General features: G+C 71.0%; 19 protein-coding genes and 1 pseudogene. 9 read left to right on the top strand and 11 right to left on the bottom strand.

Annotation, left to right across the window (positions count from 1 at the left end; translation table 11 throughout):
- Positions 1-41: 41 nt before the first annotated feature.
- From FHR82_RS12525 to FHR82_RS12515, 3 genes are all read right to left on the bottom strand, one after another.
- Positions 42-1,175 (bottom strand): cytochrome P450, encoded by a 1,134-nt coding sequence (locus tag FHR82_RS12525; RefSeq protein ID WP_225944009.1) that lies wholly within the window; start codon positions 1,173-1,175, stop codon positions 42-44.
- Between the two features lie 87 nt (positions 1,176-1,262).
- Positions 1,263-2,402: a trans-sulfuration enzyme family protein gene (locus tag FHR82_RS12520; protein ID WP_184810561.1), complete on the bottom strand. Its 1,140-nt coding sequence runs from the start codon at positions 2,400-2,402 to the stop codon at positions 1,263-1,265.
- A 234-nt stretch (positions 2,403-2,636) separates the two neighbouring features.
- Positions 2,637-3,221: a phosphoribosylanthranilate isomerase gene (locus tag FHR82_RS12515; protein WP_184810560.1), complete on the bottom strand. Its 585-nt coding sequence runs from the start codon at positions 3,219-3,221 to the stop codon at positions 2,637-2,639.
- A gap of 141 nt (positions 3,222-3,362) precedes the next feature.
- Between FHR82_RS12515 and FHR82_RS12510 the strand changes: the two genes are divergently transcribed.
- Positions 3,363-4,256: an erythromycin esterase family protein gene (locus FHR82_RS12510; RefSeq protein ID WP_311771037.1), complete on the top strand. Its 894-nt coding sequence runs from the start codon at positions 3,363-3,365 to the stop codon at positions 4,254-4,256.
- Between the two features lie 69 nt (positions 4,257-4,325).
- Here FHR82_RS12510 and FHR82_RS12505 read toward each other — a convergent pair whose 3' ends face one another.
- Genes FHR82_RS12505 through FHR82_RS12495 form a run of 3 tightly spaced genes read right to left on the bottom strand, consistent with a single transcriptional unit; the run spans position 4,326 to position 8,142 of the window.
- Entirely contained in the window at positions 4,326-6,893 is a 2,568-nt protein-coding gene (locus FHR82_RS12505; RefSeq protein ID WP_184810558.1) for an ABC transporter permease, read from the bottom strand.
- Positions 6,893-7,663, bottom strand: a complete 771-nt coding sequence (locus tag FHR82_RS12500) for an ABC transporter ATP-binding protein (protein ID WP_184810557.1) — start codon at positions 7,661-7,663, stop codon at positions 6,893-6,895. The genes FHR82_RS12505 and FHR82_RS12500 overlap by 1 nt, the downstream gene beginning before the upstream one ends.
- Entirely contained in the window at positions 7,660-8,142 is a 483-nt protein-coding gene (locus FHR82_RS12495) for a DUF1707 SHOCT-like domain-containing protein (protein WP_184810556.1), read from the bottom strand. The genes FHR82_RS12500 and FHR82_RS12495 overlap by 4 nt, the downstream gene beginning before the upstream one ends.
- Positions 8,143-8,303: 161 nt before the next feature.
- Here FHR82_RS12495 and FHR82_RS12490 point away from each other — a divergent pair, with 161 nt between their 5' ends.
- Together FHR82_RS12490 and FHR82_RS12485 are read left to right on the top strand one after the other, a co-directional pair.
- A complete protein-coding gene (locus FHR82_RS12490; RefSeq protein WP_184810555.1) occupies positions 8,304-9,458 on the top strand; it encodes a sensor histidine kinase in 1,155 nt (384 codons plus the stop codon).
- Positions 9,455-10,123, top strand: a complete 669-nt coding sequence (locus FHR82_RS12485) for a response regulator transcription factor (protein WP_184810554.1) — start codon at positions 9,455-9,457, stop codon at positions 10,121-10,123. Before FHR82_RS12490 ends, FHR82_RS12485 begins: the two co-directional genes overlap by 4 nt.
- A gap of 159 nt (positions 10,124-10,282) precedes the next feature.
- Here the strand turns inward: FHR82_RS12485 and FHR82_RS47375 are convergent, their stop codons facing one another.
- Both FHR82_RS47375 and FHR82_RS12475 read right to left on the bottom strand, forming a co-directional pair.
- Positions 10,283-11,587, bottom strand: coding sequence for an FAD-binding oxidoreductase (locus tag FHR82_RS47375; protein WP_184810553.1), 1,305 nt, complete (start codon positions 11,585-11,587; stop codon positions 10,283-10,285).
- A 348-nt stretch (positions 11,588-11,935) separates the two neighbouring features.
- Positions 11,936-13,153: an FAD-dependent oxidoreductase gene (locus FHR82_RS12475; protein WP_184810552.1), complete on the bottom strand. Its 1,218-nt coding sequence runs from the start codon at positions 13,151-13,153 to the stop codon at positions 11,936-11,938.
- Between the two features lie 70 nt (positions 13,154-13,223).
- Between FHR82_RS12475 and FHR82_RS12470 the strand changes: the two genes are divergently transcribed.
- Entirely contained in the window at positions 13,224-13,826 is a 603-nt protein-coding gene (locus tag FHR82_RS12470) for a PadR family transcriptional regulator (RefSeq protein WP_184810551.1), read from the top strand.
- A gap of 174 nt (positions 13,827-14,000) precedes the next feature.
- Here the strand turns inward: FHR82_RS12470 and FHR82_RS48015 are convergent.
- A pseudogene (locus FHR82_RS48015) lies at positions 14,001-14,276 on the bottom strand (DUF5134 domain-containing protein); the annotation flags it as partial.
- On the opposite strand from FHR82_RS48015, the gene FHR82_RS12465 reads away from it, so the two are divergent.
- The 4 genes from FHR82_RS12465 (at position 14,173) to FHR82_RS12450 (ending at position 20,184) form a co-directional block, all read left to right on the top strand.
- A complete protein-coding gene (locus FHR82_RS12465) occupies positions 14,173-14,385 on the top strand; it encodes a hypothetical protein (protein WP_184811592.1) in 213 nt (70 codons plus the stop codon). The pseudogene FHR82_RS48015 and the gene FHR82_RS12465 overlap by 104 nt on opposite strands.
- Before the next feature lie 291 nt (positions 14,386-14,676).
- Positions 14,677-16,038: a GlnX family signal transduction membrane protein gene (locus FHR82_RS12460; protein WP_225944008.1), complete on the top strand. Its 1,362-nt coding sequence runs from the start codon at positions 14,677-14,679 to the stop codon at positions 16,036-16,038.
- On the top strand, positions 16,035-17,021 hold the full coding sequence (locus FHR82_RS12455) for a glutamate ABC transporter substrate-binding protein (RefSeq protein WP_184810550.1): 987 nt from the start codon (positions 16,035-16,037) through the stop codon (positions 17,019-17,021). Before FHR82_RS12460 ends, FHR82_RS12455 begins: the two co-directional genes overlap by 4 nt.
- Before the next feature lie 856 nt (positions 17,022-17,877).
- Positions 17,878-20,184 carry a serine/threonine-protein kinase gene (locus FHR82_RS12450; protein WP_225944007.1) on the top strand — a complete coding sequence of 769 codons (2,307 nt, stop codon included), beginning with the start codon at positions 17,878-17,880 and terminating at the stop codon, positions 20,182-20,184.
- A gap of 23 nt (positions 20,185-20,207) precedes the next feature.
- Here FHR82_RS12450 and FHR82_RS12445 read toward each other — a convergent pair whose 3' ends face one another.
- Together FHR82_RS12445 and FHR82_RS12440 are read right to left on the bottom strand one after the other, a co-directional pair.
- The gene (locus FHR82_RS12445; protein ID WP_184810548.1) at positions 20,208-21,509 is read right to left on the bottom strand and encodes a metallophosphoesterase; all 1,302 of its coding nucleotides are present in this window, start codon (positions 21,507-21,509) and stop codon (positions 20,208-20,210) included.
- A 9-nt stretch (positions 21,510-21,518) separates the two neighbouring features.
- Positions 21,519-22,073, bottom strand: coding sequence for a PaaI family thioesterase (locus FHR82_RS12440; protein ID WP_184810547.1), 555 nt, complete (start codon positions 22,071-22,073; stop codon positions 21,519-21,521).
- Positions 22,074-22,120: 47 nt separating this feature from the next.
- On the opposite strand from FHR82_RS12440, the gene FHR82_RS12435 reads away from it, so the two are divergent.
- The gene (locus tag FHR82_RS12435; protein ID WP_184810546.1) at positions 22,121-22,291 is read left to right on the top strand and encodes a hypothetical protein; all 171 of its coding nucleotides are present in this window, start codon (positions 22,121-22,123) and stop codon (positions 22,289-22,291) included.
- Positions 22,292-22,358: the final 67 nt, after the last annotated feature.

Genomic DNA, 22,358 nt, shown 5'->3' with positions numbered 1-22,358 from the left:
TTTCAGGACGTCGAGTGCCCTGAAAGCGTCTTTCATGGCACTCACCACGTGACGGGGAGCGCGTCCACGCCGTAGATGCCGCGGCCGGTGCGCAGGGGCACGTCCTCCGGCGGGACCGCCAGCCGCAGCCCGGGGAAGCGGCTCAACAGGGCCGAGAACCCGATCCGCAGCTCGATCCGGGCCAGCTGCTGCCCGAGGCACTGGTGTACGCCGTGCCCGAACGCCAGGTGGCCGGACGTGTTCCGCGTGATGTCCAGCGCCGCCGGGTCGGGGAACCGGGACGGGTCGCGGTTGGCGAGCGGGATCGAGACCAGTACCGGGTCGCCCTTCGCGATCACCTGGCCCGCGACCTCGACGTCCACCAGTGCCGCGCGGTTGACCTCGTACTGCACGATGCTGAGGTGGCGCAGCAGCTCCTCGACCGCGCCGTCGATCAGGTCGGGGTTCGCGCGCAGCAGGGCCAGCTGAGCGGGGTGCCGCAGCAGCGCGAACGTGCCCAGCCCCAGCATGTTGGCCGTCGTCTCGTGGCCCGCGAACAGCAGCATCACGCCGACGCCCATGACCTCATCGTCGGACAGTTCGAGCAGGCCGCTCAGCAGGTCGTCGCCCGGGGAGCGGCGTTTCTCCGCCACCACCTCCGCCAGCAGACCGAACAGGTCCTCGCCCGCCGCGTCGCGTTCCGGTTCCGGCAGCGCCGGGTCGACCAGCGCGTGGGACGCCCGCTCGAACCGTTCGTGCGCCGCGTACGGCACACCCAGCAGCTCGCAGATCACCAGCGACGGCAGCGGCAGCGCGAACCCGCGCACCAGGTCGGCGGGACGGGTCAGCTCGTCGAGGAGCCGTGTCGCGAGCTCGGCGATCCTCGGCTCCAGCGCACGCATCCTGCGCAGCGTGAACTGTGCGGTCAGCAGCCTGCGATAGCCGGTGTGCTCAGGCGGGTCCATGAACAGGAACGCGCCGGGGACCTGCGCGGGCTCGGTTGTGCGGATCGGCGACCGGATCAGATCCATCCGCGCGCTGAACCGGTCGTCGCTCAGCACGAACCGGGCCGTCGCGTGGTCGGTGACCAGCCAGCCCAGCGAGCCGTCCGCGAACCGCAACCTGGACAGCGGCGGTGTCGCGGACAGCTCGGCGGGCGGGTCGAACGGGTTCTCGCGCGTGGTGGGCCCTGTCATGGCATACCTCCTCATTGCGTATGCCATACACAGTGCCAGCACTAGGGCGCTCTAGTGCACCGCTCCGCCACGACCAGGCCGGTGTGCCTAGATCTTGTCCAGTGCGTTCGCGAAGTCGGCCTGCAGGTCCTCGGCGTCCTCGATGCCCACCGACAGGCGGACCAGGTCGTCCGTGATGCCCGCCGCCGCGCGGTCCGCCTGCGACATGCCCGCGTGCGAGGTCACCGCCGGGCGGGTGATCAGCGTCTCCACCCCGCCGAGGCTCGGGGCCACCGCGGGCACGGTCAGCGCCGCCAGGAAGGTCTCCGTCGCCGCGACCCCGCCTGCCAGGCGGAAGCTCAGCATCCCGCCGAAGCCCGTCAGCAGGTCACGCGCGTGTCCGTGGTCCGGGTGCGCAGGCAGGCCGGGGTAGTTCACCGCCGCGACCTTCGGTGACTGCGACAGGAACGTCGCCAGCGCCAGTGCGTTCGCGTTCTGCTGCCGCACCCGGATGCCGAGCGTCTTCAGGCTGCGGGCGAGCAGGTAGCCCGCGTGCGGGTCGAGGCTGCCGCCGTACAGGTTCTGCGTGTGGCGGACCCTCTCCACCAGCTCCGCCGAACCCGCGACCGAGCCCGCCACCAGGTCGGAGTGGCCGTTCAGGTACTTCGTGGCGCTGTTGAACACCAGGTCGAAGCCCGCGACGACCGGGCGGAAGTTCACCGGCGACGCGAACGTGTTGTCGACCACGCTGGTCAGGCCGTGCTCGCGTGCGAACTCGACGATCTCCCGCAGCCGCCCGACCCGCATCAGCGGGTTCGTGATGGTCTCGACCAGCACGGCCTTCGTGTTCTCGCGCACCTCCCACGACGACGGGTCGTGCGGGTCGATCACCGTGTACTCCCAGCCCAGCCGCTCGGCGTGACCGGTGATGAAGTCGTGGGTGCCGCCGTAGAGCACGTCGTTGATCAGCAGGTGGTCACCGGCGCCGAGCAGGGTGTGCAGGATCGTCGTGATCGCGGCCATGCCCGACGACGTGGCCACCGCCGCCTCCGCGCCTTCCAGCGCCGCCAGCTTGTCGTGCAGGTAGGTCTGCGACGGCGTCGAGTTCAGACGGTGGTACTTGATGTCGTGGTAGGACTCGCCCGGCTCGCTGGTGAACACCGTGCCCTGGAAGATGGGGAACACGACCGAGCCCTCGGGACCCGGCACCCGCTCGCCCCCGTGGACCGCGAGAGTGTCGAAACGCATGAAAGACCTCCTCCTAGGGGCTGAGCGGAGCTTGCGGAGCGAACGTCGCCATGGCCACCCAGCCACGGTCGAGCCTACGTCGAGCCCCGAGCCGTTCCCGGCTGCTGACGACCCCTTGACAGGACGGCATGACGGGCCCCACTCCCGTCGGGCGGTCCCGTGGTCGGCTGACCCGCCCGCGCACCACCCCAACGCTCGTGAACGGCCGACATCGCTGGTGCGTTGGTGGTGGGGCTAAGCCCGGGCCGCCGCGACGAAGTCCCGGATGAGGCCGTGGTCCTTGACGCCCCGGCTGGACTCGACACCGCTGGAGACGTCGACCCCCCAGGCCCCGGCCGCGGCGGTGGCGGCGGCGACCGACACCGGCGTGAGGCCCCCGGCGAGCAGCCACTGCCCGTCGAGGCCCGCGACCGACGCGTAGTCCCACGACTCGCCCGAACCGCCACGCGGCGCGTCCACGAGCAGGAACTGGTCGCCGTACGCGCCCACCCGCAGGTCAGGCGCGGAGAACGGGACCGCCCGGATCAGCTGCCAGCGCGGGTCGGCCAGGGCGGTGAAGGCGTCCTTCGGGTAGTCGCCGTGCAGCTGGACGGCCCCGATGCCGGTGGCCTCGGCGATCGCACGGACCTCCTCGACCGGCTGGCGGTGGAACACCCCGACGGTCAGCGTGGTGCCGGCCACCGCCACGAGCGAACGGGCAGTGGCCGGGTCGACCTGGCGCGGGCTCGCCGCGAACAGGAACCCGACGGCGTCGGCACCCGAGGACACCGCGACGTCGACGTCGGCCGACGTGCGGAGCCCACAGACCTTCACGAACATGCCGACCAGCCTACTCGCGAGGCATTCGCGCAGCTCCTGCGGCCAGCCGCGACGAGTTGAGGCTTTGCGGCGATATCCCCAGGTCGGCCGGAGGAGAACCCTCAAGTCGTTTCTTCAACGATACGGTTGACACACATGGACATGAGCGAACTGGTGACCCCGTCATGTGACCTGCTGGCGTACGGCGACCCGACCCACGCCGGACCGGTGATCGGCCTGGCCCGCAACGAACTGTTCGCCCAGCTCGCCGAACACGGCTTCCGCTCGATCGCCCTGGAGACCGACCGCGTGGCCGCGCTCACCGTGAACGACTTCGTCCAGGAGGGCAGCGGCACGCTCGACACGGTGATGCGCGCGGGCTTCTCGCACGGCTTCGGCGACCTCGACCACAACCGGCAGCTGGTCGCCTGGCTGCGGGAGTACAACGCGCGCAGGCCACCCGAGGAGCGGCTGTCGTTCCACGGTTTCGACGCGGCCATGGAGACGATGAGCGTCCCCAGCCCGCGCCGCTACCTCGAACACGCGCGCGACTACCTGGGACTGGATGTCGACCTCGCCTGCGACGACGAGACGTGGAGCCGCACGGAGGCGGTGCTGGACGCGACGAAGTCACCTGGCGCGACACCCGAGGCCGACCGCCTCCGCGTGCTCGGCGACGACCTGCTCGTCGCGCTCCACGCCCGCGCCCCGGAACTGATCGCGGCGACGTCCCGCGCCGACTGGTTCCGCGCGAAGACCCACCTCACCGCGGGCCTCGGGCTGCTGCGCTACCACAAGCAGTCAGCGGAACGCGTCGACGAGAGCACGCGGGTGTCCCGCCTGTCGGGCGTGCGTGACGTGCTGATGGCCGAGAACCTGCTCGACATCCGGCTGGCCGAGTCCGGCCGCGGCGCCACGTTCGTCCATGCCGCGACCGCACACCTGCACCTGGCGCGGAGCCGCTGGCAGGCCGGCGACCTGGAATGCGTCTGGTACGGCGCGGGCTCGATCGTCAGTGCGCTGGCCGGTGAGCGGTACCGGTTCACCGACGCGTGACAACCAACAGCCGGGGGCGGGATGAAGGTGCGTTCGGGATTCACCCCGAACGCACCTTTTCACCCGGTCCTACTCGTACGCGATGGCGGACAGGACGTTCACCCGGGCCGCCCTGGTCGACGGGGCCAGGGCGGCGAGCAGCCCCGCCACCACCGCCAGCCCGAGGAACACCGCGAGCGACACCCACGGGATCTCCGTCGCCGACAGGCCCAGCACCCGCACCACCGCCACCCCGGCGGCCCCGCCCGCGGCCAGCCCGAGCACAGCGCCGAACAGCGACATCACCACCGACTCGGTGACCACCATCCGCACCATGTGCGAGCGCCGCATCCCGACCGCCCGCAGCAGCCCCAGCTCCCGCGTTCGCTCCACAATGGACAGTGCCATCGTGTTGATGATCCCCAGGATCCCGATCACCACGGACAGTCCCAGCAGCACGTACAGCATGGTCTCCGCGATCGAGATCTGGCCGGCCGCGTCGTCCGCGAGCTGTGTCCGGTCCTGGACCGACACCTCCGGGTTGTCCGCCACCAGACGAGACACCGCCCGTGTCACCGTCGCGGCGTCCGCGCCGTCCGCCAGCTGCACGTACCCGATCGCGGGCGCGGCCGACACGAACAGCGAAGCCACGTCCGACGGGTTGAACACCGGGCCGCGCAGCAGGTAGTTCGCCTCGTAGCCGCCCGCGATCCGGAACTCCTGCCACCCCGCCCGCTGCGTCGCCAGCCGCACCATGTCGCCGACCTTCAGGCCGTGGTCGGACAGTGTGGCCGAGTCGAGCGCGACCGAACCTGGCGCAGGGGTGCGCGCCGACAGGTTCAGCACCGCCGACAGCTGTGACAGGTCCGCCGCCGCGGCCGGGGACGCACCCCACTCGAACCGCACCGTGTCCACGTACTGCGCCACCGCCCGCGACACCCCGGGCACGGCGCGGGCCTGGTCGACGACCGACGCGTCGAACGTCGGCATGATCCGGCCGTCCGCCGCGGTCGGTGGGCCGCCACCCTGGCCGCCGGCGCGGCCCGCGACACCGTCGCCGCTGATCACCAGGTCGGCGCCCAGGTCGCGGGTCGCGGACGCCGACAGGTCGGCCCGCATCGACTCCGCGATCACGCTCACGCCGCCCACGAGCCCCAGCGTGATCACCAGTGTGGACACGGTGATCGCCGTGCGCCGCGGGTTGCGGGCCGCGTTGCGGTTGCCCAGCTTCGACGGCATCGACCAGCCGACGACCCGCCCCAGCGCGGGCAGCAGCGACCGGCTCAGCACCGGGGTCAACAGCGCCAGCCCGAACAGGCCCAGCACGACCCCGCCCGCCAGTGCGACCCACCGCAGCGACCCGATGTCCGCCAGCGACACGACCACCGCGGCGACGCCCAGCGCCGCGGGCACCGCACCGAGCCACGTGATCCTGGTCAGCGACCGCTGTTCCGCCGCCGACGCGCGCATCGCCCGCACCGGTGGCACTCGCGACGCCCGCACGGCGGGCACGAGCGCCGCCACCAGCGTCACCACCACACCCAGCACGAACGCCAGCACCAGCTCCGGCACCGGCACGGTCAGCCCGACCGGCAGCGACGCGCCGCTGTTGGCCTCCATGACCATCGTCAGCAGCACCGACACCCCGAGACCCAGCCCGATCCCGACCACCGACGCGGCCGCGCCGACGATCGCGGCCTCGACCAGCACCGACCCGACGATCTGCTTCCGTCGCGCGCCCAGCGCGGCCATCAGCGCCAGTTCACCGGTCCGCTGCGCGACGAGGATCGAGAACGTGTTGAGGATCAGGAAGATCCCGACCAGCAGCGACAGCCCGGAGAACCCGAGCAGCACCATCCGCACGATGTCCAGGAACGCCTTGCCGTCCTCGGCGGTCGACGCGGCCAGCTCGTCGCCGGTCCGCACGGTGTACCCGTCACCGAGGGCGGCGGCGACCCGGTCCCGCAACGCCGAACGCGACACTCCCCGCTCGGCGGTCACGGTGACCGAGCTGTACACATCGGACGCGCCGAGCATCAGCTTCTGTGCTACCGGCTCGGTGAACGCCACCTGCGTGTCGCCACCCATGGAGCCGCGGCCGTTGCTGTAGCCGTAGATCCCGACGATCGTGAACGACTGCCGCGGCGCGAGTGTCAGCACGTCGATCTTCTCGCCCACCGTGAACTGCCCGCGGTCCGCGAGCCCGCCGTTGATGGCGACCTCGTCCGGCGCGGTCGGCCCGCGCCCGGACCACAGCCGCACCAGCCCGGTCTCACCGTGCCACGCCACCCCGCTGCGGGGCGGCCCCTGCACGCTGATCACCTTGCCGTCGGGCCCGACCGGCCGGGCGCCGTCGACCGACACCTCGCCCCGCACGGACTTCGCACCCGGCACGTCCTCGAGGTCGGCCACCACCGACGCGGGCACCGGCGGCGCGAACGCCCTGCCGCCCATCCCGGAGTCCACATCGGACTTCCCGGACACCGAGACGTCGGTGTTCGCGCCTGTGGACGCGAAGATCGAGTCGAACCCGCTGCCGATGGTCGTGGTCGTGATCATGGCGGCGGACACGGCCATCACGCCGAGCACCACCGCGAAGCCCGCCAGCGTGAGGCGCAGCTTGCGGGCGAGCAAGCCCTTGAGCGCCGCCTTCAGCATCAGGAATCACCCTCGGAGAGCGTCTTCATGGTGTCCAGCACCTCGTCGGCGTCCGGCTCGACGAGGTCGTGCACGAGCTTCCCGTCCTGCAGGAACACCACCCGGTCCGCGTACGCGGCGGCGGTCGCGTCGTGCGTGACCATGACGATGGTCTGGTTGAACTCGTCCACCGAGCGGCGCAGGAACCGCAGGATCTCCGCGCCGGAGCGGGAGTCCAGGTTGCCGGTCGGCTCGTCGGCGAAGATCACGTCCGGCTTCGGCAGCAGCGCTCGCGCGCACGCGACCCGCTGCTGCTGCCCGCCGGACAGTTCGCTCGGCCGGTGCGTCAGCCGGTCGGCGAGCCCGACGGCGTCGACGACCAGGTCGAACCACGCCTGGTCCGCGGTGCGCTTGGCGATCGCGAGCGGCAGCGTGATGTTCTCCTCCGCCGACAGCGTGGGCAGCAGGTTGAACTGCTGGAACACGAACCCGACGCGGTTGCGTCGCAGGTCCGCGAGGCCCTTGTCGGACAACGTGGTCAGCCGCGTCTCACCGATCCACACCTCACCGGAGTCCACTGTGTCCAGTCCGGCGAGCGCGTGCATGAGCGTGGACTTGCCGGACCCGGACGGGCCCATGATGGCGGTGAACCGGCCGCGGCGGATGTCCACGGAGATGTCGTCGAGCGCGACCACCGCGGTAGCGCCGGTGCCGTACGCCTTGGCGACGCCGACCGCGCGCGCCGCGAGACCGGTGAGCGTGTCTGTGTTCTCCACAGCGGTGGTGGTCATGAGGTCTCCTGGAGTGCCGGGGTGCGGGCGGGTGCGCGGCGCCGCCGCACGTGACCCCATGGCGGAACGCCGCCGGCACGCACGAACCGGGCGTGCAGCAGGAAACTGCCCCACAGCACGAACATCGGCCCGGCGGGCCAGAAGAACGGCACGTCCATCGCCACCCACCGGAGGACCAGCACCACCGACAGAACCACGGCGACGGCCGCGTGCACTCGCAGCCGGGCCGGGAACCGGTCGAGCCCCCGGGCGGGTCGCGGCGCCTGCGGGTGGCTCGCGGGCAGGTCGGCGACGAACTCGGCGAGCTCGTGCCGGAACCGCGTCGTGTAGATGCGTTCGAGGCGGTCATCCGCTTCCTCGATGCTGAGGCGGCCTTCCCCGGCGGCCTCGCTGACCAGCTTCGCGATGCGCTCGCGCTCGGTGTCCGAGGCCCGCACCGCCGTCTCGGCGTGGATCTGGATGTCCTGTCGCTCGTTCATGGTTACCAATCTCGCCCTTCCGGTGCGGGAAGTCGTCGGGCCCGCGACGGCACTTCGGGTACCGCACGTGGCGGCTCCGGGGCCCGGCGATCTACGCCCCGTGTAGTACGCGCGTGGGACCGGCGCCCCGTACGCTTCGGCACAGGTGAGAGGGGGTTGGCATGACCACGTACCGCACGTTCTCGTTCGGCACGCTGCACCCGCTCGCCATCGTCGTGCCCATCTCGTTCGTACAGGTCGTGTTCACGTTCGGGGCCGCGTACGGGCAGGGCGTCGCCGACCGGGTCAACGCGTTGACGATCGCGCTCGTGCTCGCGTCGGCGGTCGCGCTGACGTGGCGGCGCAGCCACCCGATCTGGGTCCTGGCCGCCGTGTACGTGCTGGAAGCGGTGTACTTCGCGCTGAAGAACCCGTTCGGGCCGATCTTCATCAGCCTCGTGGTCGCGTTGTTCAACGCGACCGCCCACGGCACCAGGGCGCCCGCGTGGACCACCGGCTACGTCGGCGCGGTCGTGTTGTTCGTCGCGATGCTCAGCCGCAACGACTGGGTGGTCAACTGGGTCGGTGCGGGCGCGGTGCTCGCCTGGATCTCGCTCGTCATGGGTATCGGCGAGCTGGCGAAGGCCCGTCGCGACCGGGCCGCGCAGGCCGAGGAGGCCCGTGCGGAGCAGGACAAGCGGCAGGCCAGCGAGGAGCGGCTGAAGATCGCCCGCGAGGTGCACGACGTGCTCGCGCACCACGTTTCGCTGATCAACGTGCAGTCCGGGGTGGCGCTGCACCTGATCGACTCGCAGCCCGAACAGGTCAAAGAGGCGCTGACGGCGATCAAGCAGTCGTCGAAGGAGGTGCTGGTCGAGCTGCGGAACATCCTGGGCGTCCTGCGGGACGTCGACGGTCGGGACAGCAAGCAGCCAAGGCACCCGGTGGCGAGCCTCGACCAGTTGGACCGGCTGGTCGAGCGCATGGACACGGCGGGCCTGCCGGTGACGGTCGAGGTCGATGGCGAGAAGCGGCCGGTGCCGAAGGGTGTGGACGCGGCCGCGCTGCGGATCGTGCAGGAGTCGCTCACCAACACCTACCGCCACGCGGGCCCGACCTCCGCCACTGTCACACTCGGCTACCGGCCTGCCGAACTGACCGTCCAGGTCGACGACGAGGGCCGGGGTTCCGCCGAGTCCAGCGTCGGCACCGGCAGCGGCCTGACGGGCATGCGGCAACGGGTCGAGGCACTGTCCGGCACGTTCGCGGCCGGCCCGAAACCCGGCGGCGGTTTCCGGGTGACGGCGAGATTTCCGACTGGTGGGGGCGAAACATGACGATCCGGGTAGGGCTGGCCGACGACCAGGCACTGGTGCGCGCGGGTTTCCGTGCGCTGCTGAACGCACAGGAGGACCTCACGGTCGTGGCGGAAGCCGCGGACGGTGACGAGGCGGTGAAACTCGCCCGCGAACACCGGCCGGACGTGATCCTGATGGACATCCGCATGCCCGGCACGGACGGCCTGGAGGCCACCCGCGCCATCTCGGCGGACGCGCGGCTTTCCGACGTCCACATCCTCATCCTCACGACGTTCGAGGAGGACGAGTACGTCTTCGAGGCGATTCGTGTCGGCGCGAGCGGTTTCCTTGTCAAGGACACCGAGCCGGCCGAGCTGGTGCACGCGGTGCGGGTGGTCGCAGCGGGAGACGCGCTGCTGTCGCCGAGCGTCACCCGCAGGTTGATCGGCGAGTTCGCGAGCAAGGCGAAGAAGGTCCAGTCCCCGGCGACCCTCGACGTGCTGACCGAACGCGAACGCGAGGTCGTCGCGCTGGTGGGCGAAGGCCTGACGAACGACGAGATCGCCGCCCGCCTGGTGGTCAGCCCCGCGACGTCGAAGACGCACGTATCCCGCGCGATGATCAAGCTCGCCGCACGCGACCGCGCCCAGCTGGTGGTGCTGGCGTACGAGTCGGGGCTGGTCCGGCCCGGCTGGGCGGAGTAGCCAGACCCGTCTGCACAGCCCAGCCGACTGACCCGGTATCCGGACAACCGGCCGAACAACTGGGTGCTCCACGCAGGCGGTTGATCCACTTCCCGTGACCGGGCCGCTCGCTCGGGGCGCGTTCAGGGCGCACGATGCCCTGAACGCGCCTTTCGCCGGTCAGGCGGGCGGGATGTTGTGGTTGATGCGGAACACGTTCCCCGGATCCCACTCACTCTTCACGGCGCGAAGCCGCTCGTAGTCCGCCGGTTCGTACGCTGACGCCACGTCCGCCAGGTCGGCGCCGCCGAGGAAGCTCACGAACGGTCCGCCGACCCGCCACGGCGACAACGCCGACATCAGCCGTGCACCCTGCGCCCGCGCGGCGGCCAACGCCTCCGGCGGCCCGGCCGTGGCCGTGAACACCGAGAACGCCGACCGGTCGCGGAAGCCCACCGGGCTCGGACGTGCCGGCGCACGGCCGAGCGCCCCACCGAGGTGGCGCAGCTCCACCACTGTCAACTCCGGCCCCGCCTCCGCGTAGAGCGCGTCCAGCGTCTCCGGCGTGAGCGCCCCCAGCAACCCCGACCGCTCCACCCCGGGCGCGGGCTCGGTCGGGTCGTTGTGAATGGTCGCGACCTCGCTGTACGGCATCTCCCGCACCGCGTCGATGATCGCGGGCGCCGCCTCCCGCAGCGGCTTCACCAGCTGTTCCCCGTCGGCGGCGCTGCCGGTGTACGCGATCCGCACGTTGACGAGGAACTTCCCCCGCAGCGGCGCCGGAATCGCGTCGATCGGCGGCAGCCGCAGCAGCGCGATCGACGACGTCATCTCCTCAGGCACCGTCGCGACCCACTCGCGGTACAGCGCCAGCAACGCCGGGTCGGCGTCGAAGAACAGCGCGCCGCCGTACAGCCGCGCCACCGGCACCAGGTCCGTGGTCAGCGCGGTGACGACCCCGAAGTTCCCCCGGCTGCCCCGCGCCGCCCAGAACAGGTCGGCGTTCTCGTCAGGCGACGCCGTGACCTGCCTGCCGTCCGCCGTCACGATCTCGAGCGACCGCACGTGGTCGACCGCGAACCCGTACTGCCTGCCCAGCGGCCCGAGTCCACCGCCGAGCGTGTACCCGACGAGTCCGACGTTCGACGACGCCCCGTTGATCGGCGCGAGGCCGTGCGCGTGAGCGGCGGCGACCACCTCCCCGGCGCGCGTCCCCGCCACGACCCGCGCGGTCCGCGCCGCCGGGTCCACCTCGACCCCGGTCAGCGAGCGGGTGTTGACGAGCAGCGCACCGTCCGCGGGCGTCGTGCTCGCGTGACCGGTGGCCTGCACGGCGACCGGCCAGCCCTTGTTAGCGGCGTACCGCACCGCGTCGGCGACCTCCTCGGCCGACCGCGGCCTGACGACGGCGGCGGGCTTCTCCTGCACGACCGTGTTGAATCTGGTGACTTCGTAGCCCGGCTCCCCAGGCGTGGCAACGTTCACGGCGCGAACCTAACGCGCGCCACCGACAAAGTCGGGCTCTCACACGACCACCCCGGTCAGATCGGCCTCGGTGCGGGATCCCGTCAGTCGTCTCTGCCCATCCTGGAGCAATCCTTGAGCGATCCACGCGACTCTCCGTGAAGCACGAAGTCAGGGGACACCGGGGAGCGTGAGCGATGGCCAGAATGCCCAACCGCCGCAAGCGAATGTGCGGCCAGTGTCTGGTACGCACGCTCGCCGGTGTCGCCTGGCCGCTGTGGGCCAGCCGTCCGGACGGCTGGCCCCAACCCGCCCGCTGCGTCCACCGCTGACCGGACGGCCCGACAGGGCAAAGTGCCGCTCAGGCAGTCAAATCGTTCGTGGACGTGCACCCCGACCTGCCGAACCAGAGCCACGGGCCACCACCGACTCCTCCCACTCGATGCGATGCCCGTACAACCACCGCGTTCCGGCGGCGCTCGGCTTGGCCAGCTTGAGCATCAACGGCAACACATGTCGCATCACAGGACCCAGCGACTTGCCGTCCCCGTTGCGCTTCCCCTGCTTCACCACGCGTTCGACACGCTCCCGGCGCAACCCCTCGTACCGCGCGAAGGCGGCAGGCAACTCGCCGATGTCCCGTAGACACTTCCCCAGCGTCACCGCGTCCTCGATCGCCATCGACGCGCCCTGCCCGGACGCAGGCGAGGTCGCATGGGCCGCGTCCCCGACGATCACCGTCCGGTCCCGGTGCCACACCGGCACTCGCGGAAAGTCGTAGGTGTTCCAGCCCGCGAAGATCTCCTCCGTCGCGTCGATCAGGTCGGTGGCCGGTCCGTCCTCCCGGCTGAACAGCCCCAGCAGCTTCTCCCGCCACGGCACCTGCGCCAACTCTTCCCGCGACAGCTCACGCGGCTGCCGCGGGTTGGCGAACCACCACACGTCGCCGGACGGATGCACCACGTACGCGTAGAAGCAGTTCCGCCCGAACGCCATGTGCATCCGGCCAGGCTCGGCGTCCAGGCCGACCCCGCGCGCGTACCCGCCCGCGTTGAGCAGCGGCACGTACCGGGGCGGCGGTGCGGACGGGTCGATGATCGCGCGCGTGGTCGACCGCAGCCCGTCCGCGCCGACCAGGAGGTCACCGTGCGCGGTGCCGCCGTCCGCGAACGTGGCCGTGACGCCGTCCGGAGTGGACGAGGCGGACGTGAGTCGTTTGCCGTACTCGATCCGCACGCCACGCCGCACGGCCTCGTCGCGTAACGCGGTGTGGATCGCCGCTCTGGTGATCGTCTGCGTGACCGTGCCGTCGGGCAGCGGTTCGCCGAAGTCGAAGCTCGCGAACGGTCTGCCGCCCAGCCCGATGGACATCGACGGGGTGTCGAAGCCGTGCTCTCGCACGAGTGTGTGCAGGTCGAGCGTGCGCAACGCGGCAAGGCCGTTGATGGCGAGCGTGAGGAACGCGCCGACGCCGTCCGCGGTCCGGTCGTACGCCTCGTACACGGTCGCCTCGATGCCAGCCTTCCGCAACGCCATGGCGGTGACCGGTCCCGCGATGCCGCCGCCCGCGATGAGTGCTACAGTCATGCCATGACTATACATAAAATGACTATGCGAGCAAGCACGGTATGGGCGGTACGGGCAGTACGGTTCACGGGTGGCGAGGAGTACTCATCGACGGTCACCGCTGGCGCTCGTGCTGCTGTCGTTGCTGGCGGAGGCCCCGATGCACCCGTACCGGATGCACGAGGTGATCAAGGAGCGCGGCAAGGACCGGGTGGCGAACGTGGCGCAGCGCAACAGCGTCTACCAGTCGATCGACCGGCTGCAGCGCGCCGGACTCATCACTGTGCTGGAGACCACGCGCGACGAGCGCAGGCCGGAGCGCACGGTCTACGCGATCACCCCCGACGGGTGGTACACCCTGCGCGACTGGACCGCCGACATGCTGGCGAGCCCGTCCCGGGACTACCCGGAGTTCCCGGCCGCGCTCGCCTCACTGATGGTCCTCAGCCCCGAGGACGCCACGACCCACCTGGAGCGGCGGTCCGCCGACCTGCGTGCGGTGCTGGCCGAGGACCGGAAGGCCATGGCTGCCGTGCCGGACCTGCCCCGGCTGTTCCTCCTGGACGAGGAGTACTCGATCACCGTGCGCGAGGCCGAGCTGCGCTGGGTCGACGGAGTGCTGGAGGCGCTGCGTTCCGGCGAGCTGACCTGGTCGGAGGAGTGGATCAAGACCGTGGCGGAGAAGTTCGCCTGACCTGTTCATGCCAACATCGCGACCAGCATGGCGCCGGTGCCCGCCGCCATGGTGGTCTGGCACGCGGTCATGGCCACGGGCGCGGTGAGCACCGTGGGCAGGCCGGCCGGGCCCGCAGGCGACCGCCACCACGGCCGACGCGAGGAAGTAGGCGGCCAGCGCCCACCCGACCACCGGCAGCGCCATGTCGGCCACCCCGTCGGCGGGCCATGGCCCGCCGGCCAGCCATGGCGCGCCCGCGTGCCCGCTGTGCGGCATCGCGGTCAGCATGTAGAGCATCGCGGCCGAGGCGAGCGCGTGGTGGAGGCCGTTGCCGTGCCAGCCGCCGTGCCACCCGTTCCCGGTCGTGCCCCTGGATCGCCACCACGAGCCGGTGAACCAGGCGGTCATCAGCAGGAACACGGTCTGCCACGCGGCCATCGGCAGCGGCCCGCCGACCGGCGACGACATGGCGGCCATCCCCACGGCCATCAGCACGTGCGCCACGTCGACCGCGCGGTGGCGGCGGGGATACGCCTCCGGGGCCCGTGCCGCGGCGACCAGCCGGGCGACGCAGTAACCCGCCACCGCGACGAACGCCGCGGTGCCGAGCCAGCTGAACGAGTCCCGGAGCCAGTCCATGACCACCTCGCTTCGAGGTTCGCAGACGTCTTCGGCGCGCGGCTAGCACACATCCGGGCGACGTTTCGTCACGCTCGGTGCCCGTTTACTTGCTGTGACCACACGACGGTCACCGACGTCATCGTTTCGGTGGCAACGCAGGTCGTCGCTGCACTAAGTTCGTCTGCGAGTCAGGGTTCGGGTAGCGCGAGGGGGGCACGGACATCATGAGTGTTCCCGTGGATCACCGATGGTGACCACCACCCCGGTCGGCGAGGGGCCGACGGCGCCGGGCGCCCGCAGGGTTCTCAGCCTGCCCGCGACGGCCGTCCGCAGCGTCCGCAAGTCCGCGGCCAGCACGCCGGGCAGGCTGTTCCTGATCGGCGTGAGCCTCGTGCTGCTGGCGGTGCTGACCGGCGCGTTCGGCGCGATCGCGATGCAGCAGAAGCAGAACACGATCGACAACCTGCTCTCCCACCGTGAACCGGTCGCCGCCGCGTCACAGCAGATCTACCGGTCCCTCTCCGACGCCGACGCGACCGCCGCCAGCGCCTTCCTCTCTGGCGGCACCATGCCCACCGAGCTGCGGGAGCGGTACGACCTGGACATCGCGACCGCGGGTGCGAACCTCGCGAAGGCGTCCGCGGACGTCAGCGGCGTGCCGGACGCGGAGGAACAGGTCAACGTCCTGTCCCAGCAGCTGCCGATCTACACCGGACTGGTCGAGACCGCGCGCGCCTACAACCGGCAGGGCTTCCCCGCCGGTGCGGCGTACCTGCGGGAGGCCTCCGGTCTCATGCGTGCCGAGCTGCTGCCCGCCGCGCAGCGCCTGTACGAGATCGACTTCGACCGGCTCTCCGCGGAACAGGACGCCGCGAGCTCGGTGCCGTGGTTCTCCCTCGCACTGGTGCTGGTGCTGCTCGGTGCGCTGCTCGCCGCGCAGCGGTACCTGACGCGGCGGACCAACCGGCTGCTCAACGTCGGCCTGGTGGTCGCGACGGGGGCGGTGGTCGTCGCGCTCATCTGGGGCACGGTCGCGCTCCTGATCGAGTCCTCGCGGGTGTCCGCTGGGCACGACCACGGCAGCGAGCAGGTCGAGGTGATCGTCCAGGCCAGGATCGTGGCGCTGAAGATGCGCGCGAACGAGACCCTGACGCTCGTCGCGCGCGGCGACGGCGGCGACTACGAGGACGAGTTCAGGAAGCTGGCCGAGGAGATCAGCGGCAACGGTGACCGCAACCTGCTGAACCAGGCCCGCGGCCTGGCCGAGGACCCGGAGACGCAGAACCTGATCGACGCGGCGCAGAAGAACGCCGACGACTGGCTCGCCGCCCACAAACGGGTCCGCGAGCTCGACGACGGCGGCTCCTACCAGGAGGCGGTGTCGCTCGCGATCAGCACGGCGGCCAAGACCAGCGCCGCCACCATGTTCAGCCAGCTCGACGACAACCTGATGAAGGCGCTGCGCAACGGCAGACAGCACTTCGCCGAGGAGACCAGCGCGGCGAGCAACGTGATGACCGGGCTCGCGCCGGGGGTCGCGGTGCTGGCCCTGGTCGCGGCAGCAGGGGTGACAATGGGGATCAGGGACCGACTGCAGGAGTACCGGTGAGGGCAGTACGAGCGAGCGTGGTCTTCGTGACGCTGCTGCTCGCCGTGAGCGCGTGCGCGGGCGGCGGGCGGCCGGTCGACCTCGCCAAGGTCACCTCGGTGAACCGGCCGACTCCGGTCGGCGCCGAGGAGAACCCGCCCGCGTCGTCCGGGGCGACCGCGCCGACCCCCAACTGCGATCCGAAGGCCAGCTTCCGCCCGGAGCCGTCGTTGCCGGCAGCGGGCCAGATGCCGGACCGCTCCACGATGAAAGCCATCCAGGACCGCGGCCAGCTGATCGCCGGTGTCGACCAGAACACCTTCCTCTTCGGTTTCCGCAACCCGACGACCAACGCGCTCGAGGGCTTCGACATCGACATCGTCCGCGAGATCGCGAAGGCGATCTTCGGCGACCCGAACAAGGTGCAGTTCAAGGTCGTCACGTCCGCGGGGCGCATCAAGGCACTGCAGAACGGCGACGTGGACGTGGTCGTCCGCACCATGACCGCCACCTGCGAACGGTGGAAGGACATCAACTTCTCCGCCATCTACTACATGGCGGGTCAGCGCCTGCTCGTCGACCGCGCGTCGAAGGTCACGACCCTCGACCAGCTCGGCGGGCAGAAGGTGTGCGCGGCCAAGGGGTCCACGTCCATCAAGACCATCGCCGCCAACCCGGCCAAACTGATCCCGGTGCAGGTCGACAACTGGTCGGACTGCCTGATCATGCTGCAGCAGGGCCAGGTCGAGGCGGTGTCCACGGACGACACGATCCTCGCGGGCATGGTCGCGCAGGACCCAAACGTGAAGATGACGGGCCCGAGGTTCACCGAGGAGCCGTACGGCATCGGCATCCCGAAGGCCAACGTGGACATGGTGAAGTTCGTCAACGGCGTGCTCGCCAAGGTCATCGCGGAAGACACGTGGGCGCGGTCCTACGACAAGTGGCTCGGTCAGACAGGCGAGCCGCGTCCGGAGCCGCCGGCACCGGTGTACCAGGACTAGGGGGTTGGTGATGGCGCTTTCGTGTCCCCGCCCCGGCTGCCCGGGCGAGGTGGTGAACGGCAACTGCCAGGTGTGCGGCATCGCGGTGGCCGAGACCCCGGAACAGGCGGCGGCCCGGTTACGCCGTGAAGCAGAGGAACGTGCGGCCCGCCTCCCACATCTGGCAGGCGAGGACGGCACAGGCTGGTTCGCGTCCCCGGACGTCCTCGACGGCGACTCCTCCCGCGGCCGCGGCGCACATCGCAAACCGGAAGACGCGTCACCGTCACCGTCACCGTTGCCCCGCAGTCCGCAGGGGCCGGGGCAGCCAGGCGATGCGCACCCGGGTCACGGAGACAGGGGGCAGGCCGTCGGTCCGCAGCAGGGGAGCACCGGCCAGCCGGGCTTCGGGCAGCCGAGTACGTCGCAACCGGGGCGACCGCATGGACCGCAACCGCCGGGCCCCTCGGCGCCCGGCCAGGCGAACTTCGGTCAACCGAGCACGTCAGCGCCAGGTCGTGGGCCGGCCCAGCCGGTCCCTGGCCAGCCCGGCTGGGGACAGCCGGGTCCGGGACGCGGGCAGGCGGGACCACAGGCGACGGGACCACAGCACACGGGGCCACAGTCGACAGGGCCACAGCCGACGGGACAGCAGCCGATCGGGCAGCAGCCGACGGGGCAGCAGCCGATCGGGCAGTCCGGCTTCGGGCAGCCGAGTAGCTCGCAGCCCGGGACCGGGCAGTCCGGCTGGGCTCAGCCGGGGCAACGACCCGGGACGCAGACGCCACCTGGTGGGTGGGCGCAGCAGTCGGTCAGCCAGGCTTCCGTCGGCTATGCGCGGCCGGGCACCGGTGCCCGGCCGTCCCCTCAGCCCGGAATGCAGTGGGCGCAGGGCGTACCGGTGCCGAACGTGGTGCCCCGCCAGCCCGGGGTGCGGCCCGCCACCGCGCTCGGGCCCGACGAGCCGTTGCCCACCAGCGTTCTCGACGAGTCGCCGGTCACGCACAGCGTCGAGCCGCCGCCCAAGCACCCCGACTCGCCGCCGCCCACGCGCGGCGACAGTCCGCTCAACACCGGGTCGCAGTCGTTCCCCAGCACGGGGCGGCGCACGTCGTCGCGCACGTCCGGGCGTGGCCGGCTCGGGGCCGGGCTGGTCGAGGTGCCGGTCGTTCCCGTCAAGGACCCGGCGTCGGCCGTGCTCACCGATCCCGCGGTGTCCGAGAACAAGCGGTTCTGCAGCAACTGCGGTGCGGAGGTCGGTCGCGCCAGGGACGGCAAGCCCGGTGAGACCGAAGGCGAGTGCGCGACCTGCGGCACCTACTTCAACTTCCGGCCGCGCCTGTTCCGCGGTGACCTCGTCGCCGGGCAGTACGAGGTCCTCGGCTGTCTTGCCTACGGTGGCCTTGGCTGGATCTACCTCGCGAAGGACCACAACGTCAGCGACCGGTGGGTCGTGCTCAAGGGCATGATCGACACCGGGGACGCGACGTCGATGGCGTCGGCGGTGGCAGAGCGGCGGTTCCTCGCCGAGGTGGAGCACCCGAACGTCGTCCGGATCTACAACTTCGTCCAGCACCCGGACCCGAAGACCGGCAACCAGGTCGGCTACATCGTGATGGAGTACGTCGGCGGGCAGTCGCTGCGGCAGCTCGCCCTCGAACACCACCGCGAGACCGGCAAGGCCGAACCGCTGCCGATCGGGCAGGTCATCGCGTACGGGCTCGAGATCCTGCCCGCGATCGGGTACCTGCACAGCATCGACATGCTGTACTGCGACCTCAAGCCGGACAACGTGATCCAGGCCGGTGAGCAGCTCAAGCTGATCGACCTCGGCGCGGTCCGCCAGACCGACGACTACGAGTCGCCGCTGTTCTTCACCCTCGGCTACTCGGCACCCGAGCTGGCGACGGAAGGCGCGTCGATCGCGAGCGACATCTACACGGTCGGCCGCACGCTCGCCGTCCTGTCGATCGAGTTCGCCGGTTACACGACCCGCCACAAGTACACGCTGCCCGGGCCCGACGAAGAGCCGCTGTTCGCGCTTTTCGGTTCGTACCACCGGGTTCTGAAGCGCGCCACGCACACCGACCCGCAGCAGCGGTTCGCGTCCGCCGAGGAGATGGCCGACCAGCTGACCGGTGTGCTGCGCGAGGTGATGGCGCTCGGCACCGGCAGGCCGCGGCCGGGTGTGTCGAACGTGTACGCGCTGGAGACGCGGACGTTCGGCTCCGGGATGGTCGTCGGCGAGCGCGGGACGCTGCCGTCGCCCGACCCGCTCGAAGTCGCGTCGATCCTGCCGCTGCCCATGGTCGACACGCACGACCACGCGGCGAGCACCCTCGCGAGCATCACGGCGACCGAGCCCGCGGAGATGGTGGCCGCGCTGCAGTCCGCGCCGCAGGACTCGATCGAGGTCCGGCTGCGGATGGTGCGGGCCCGCCTCGAACTGGGTGACCTGCGTGCCGCGCAGGGTGAGCTGGAGGCCGCACGGCGCCTGGCGACCGACCCGGCGGACTGGCGACCGGACTGGTACCAGGGCCTGATCGCGATCGCGACCCGCAGGCCGGCGGACGCGTCGGCGTCCTTCGACCGTGTCTACGACGCCGTCCCGGGCGAGGTGCCGCCGAAGCTCGCGCTGGCGGTCAGCGCCGAGTACGCGCGCAACTACTTCCTGGCCGCGCGGTACTACGAACTGGTGTGGCGCACCGACCGCGCGTGGGTGAGCGCGGCGTTCGGCCTGGCCCGCGTGTACCTCGCGCAGGGCGCCCGCGCGGGCGCGATCGAGGTGCTGGAAGCGGTTCCCGACACGTCGAGCCACCATGTGGCGGCGCAGGTGGCGGCCATCAAGATCAAGACCCGCGCGGACGACGCGTCCCGCCTGACCGAACAGGACCTGCACGACGCGGCCCGCAGGCTGGAACGCCTGTCCCTGGACGCGGAACGCGGTACCACGCTGTCCGCTGAGGTGCTGGAGGCCGCGCACGCGTGGGTGCGCGCGGGACGTCCTGGAGCGCCGGGCGAGTCGGCGAACCGTGTGGTGCTGGGCTGCAAACTGACGGAACGCGACCTGCGTTTCGGCCTGGAACGCTGCTACCGCACCCTGGCCCGCCTGACGAGCGACCCGGAGCACCGCTACGAGCTGGTGGACAAGGCGAACTCGATCCGCCCGCGGACGTTGACGTAGCTCCGCGAGCGGCTGGGCGCGTCCTAGGCCTGCAGTGAGATGACCGTGATGTCCGGGGGTGCGCCGATCCTGATCGGTGGGCCCCAGAAGCCGGCGCCCCGGGTTACGTACAGCTGCGTGTTGTCCACAGTGGACAAACCGGCGACGGCGCCCTGCTGCATGCCGACGATGTAGTGGAACGGCCACAGCTGACCGCCGTGGGTGTGGCCGGACAGCTGCAACGCGACGTCGCGGTCGGCGGCCTCCGACACCTGCACCGGCTGGTGCGCGAGCAGCACGGTCGGGCGGGACGAGTCGCGGCCCGCGAGGGCCTTGTCGAAGTCCGGGCCGTCGTCGACCATGCGGCCCGAGATGTCGTTGACACCGGCGAGGTCGAAGGCGGCCCCGCCGCGGCGGATCACCGTGTTCTCGTTGCGCAGGGAGTGGAGGCCGAGCCGGTCGAGCTCGCGCAGCCACACGAACGGCTCCTCGAAGTACTCGTGGTTGCCGGTCACGAAGAACGTGCCCTCGCGGGAGGACAGGTCCCGCAGCGGTTCGGCGGCCCGGCCCAGTTCGTCGACGGTGCCGTCGGCCAGGTCGCCGACGATCGCGACCATGTCCGGGGACGTCTCGTTGATCATCCGGACGATCCGCTCGGTGTGCGCGCGGCCGGAGATCGGGCCCAGGTGGATGTCGGACACGACCGCGATGCGGAAACCGTTGAACGCGGGATCGAGCTTCGGCAGCCGCACGGGGACGCGCAGCAGGTCGGGCGGGCCGAGCGCGTTCGCCATGCCGACGCCGACGAGGCTCACCGACGCCGCGCCCGCCACCACGGCCGCGCCGCGCGCCAGGAAGAGCCGCCTGCTGCTGACGGGAGGGGAAGAAGGAGAGGACTCGACGACGGGGGCGGGATCCGTGGAAGAGGGGCCGGACGGCGCGGGAACCGGATCGCCGGACGCGTTGACGTCAGCGGTGGCGGCGGACTCCGCGGGACGGTCCGCCGACGGCGCGGGTGGCGTCGGGGTGGTCGCCGTCGCTTCCAACGGCTTCCGTCGGACCCAGCCCCGCAGTGCCAGCCTCGGGACCTCCAGTACGAGCAGGATCAGGAACAGGTACACGATCAGCCCGAACCAGATGTAGCCCGGCCACGCGAACCACTGCGACGCGTCCACGCCGATCTGGCGCGGCAGTGTGAGCGTGGCGAAGACGAGCAGGGCCATGAGGATCGTCACGACCGTCAGCACCCGGCGGGCGCGGCCGGGTCTGAAGGTGTCCTTGACCAGCCGTTTCCAGATGTACCAGTGCATCAGCGCGACCAGCGCGCTGAGCATCACGCCGAACATGCGGATCCTCTACGGGTTGATGTCGCGGTCGGGATGCACGTCGCGTGGGTCCGCGGTGCCGTGCTCGGTGAAGTGGCTGAAGTCGACGATGACGAACAGGGCCCTGGCGCGCAGGGCGATCGGGCCGTCGGGGGCGTCGAGCCTGCCGTCGGCGCTCGCGTACACCTTGCGGCCTGCCACGCCGTCCAGTTTGCCCGCTATGTGCAGTGTCGAGCCGACCGGGACCGGGCGCAGGAAGTCCGTTTCCAGCTTACCGGTGACCGCGGGCTTCCTCAGGAGCTGGCCGACCGTCGACCCAAGAGCCTCGTCGAACGCGCAGGCCAGCAGGCCGCCGTGGGCCAGGCCGGGCGCGCCCTGGTGGGCGTCGGTGACGTGGAACTGGGCGATGATCGTCGCGTCGTGGCCGCATTCGGTCTGGAGGTGCAGGCCGCCCTCGGTCTCGTCGCCGCAGCCGAAGCAGTGGGCGTAGTGGGGGCCGAGCTTGGTGCCCTGTTCAGGGGCGTCCGGGTGCGGCGCCGGGTGCTCTACCTCGACCGGCGGCCACTTCGGGGGTACGCGACTCACTCGTTCAGCCTAGATCGGGCACCGTGTTGTCCGGATGAGTCGCCCCCGTGACCACCGGTGCAACAGTTGTCCACACGGCACCGTCGACCGGCTGCAATGGCCGGGTGGACGAAGATGACGTCACTGTGCTGGACATCGTGGGCCCCGAGCTGGAGCGATGCTCCGCGCTGGCCGACCGGCTCGCGCAGCTCCTCCTGCCGGATGGCTTGTTCAGTTGAGCGACTGTTGTGTCCAGCCGTGCACTCTGTGCTGGAATTGCTGTTCACGGCCGGTCGCGATGACCAG

The organism is Actinophytocola algeriensis (assembly GCF_014203735.1).
Classification (GTDB): domain Bacteria; phylum Actinomycetota; class Actinomycetes; order Mycobacteriales; family Pseudonocardiaceae; genus Actinophytocola; species Actinophytocola algeriensis.
The sequence above is the reverse complement of the archived record's forward strand: the minus strand, read 5'-3'. Positions and strand labels throughout refer to the sequence as shown.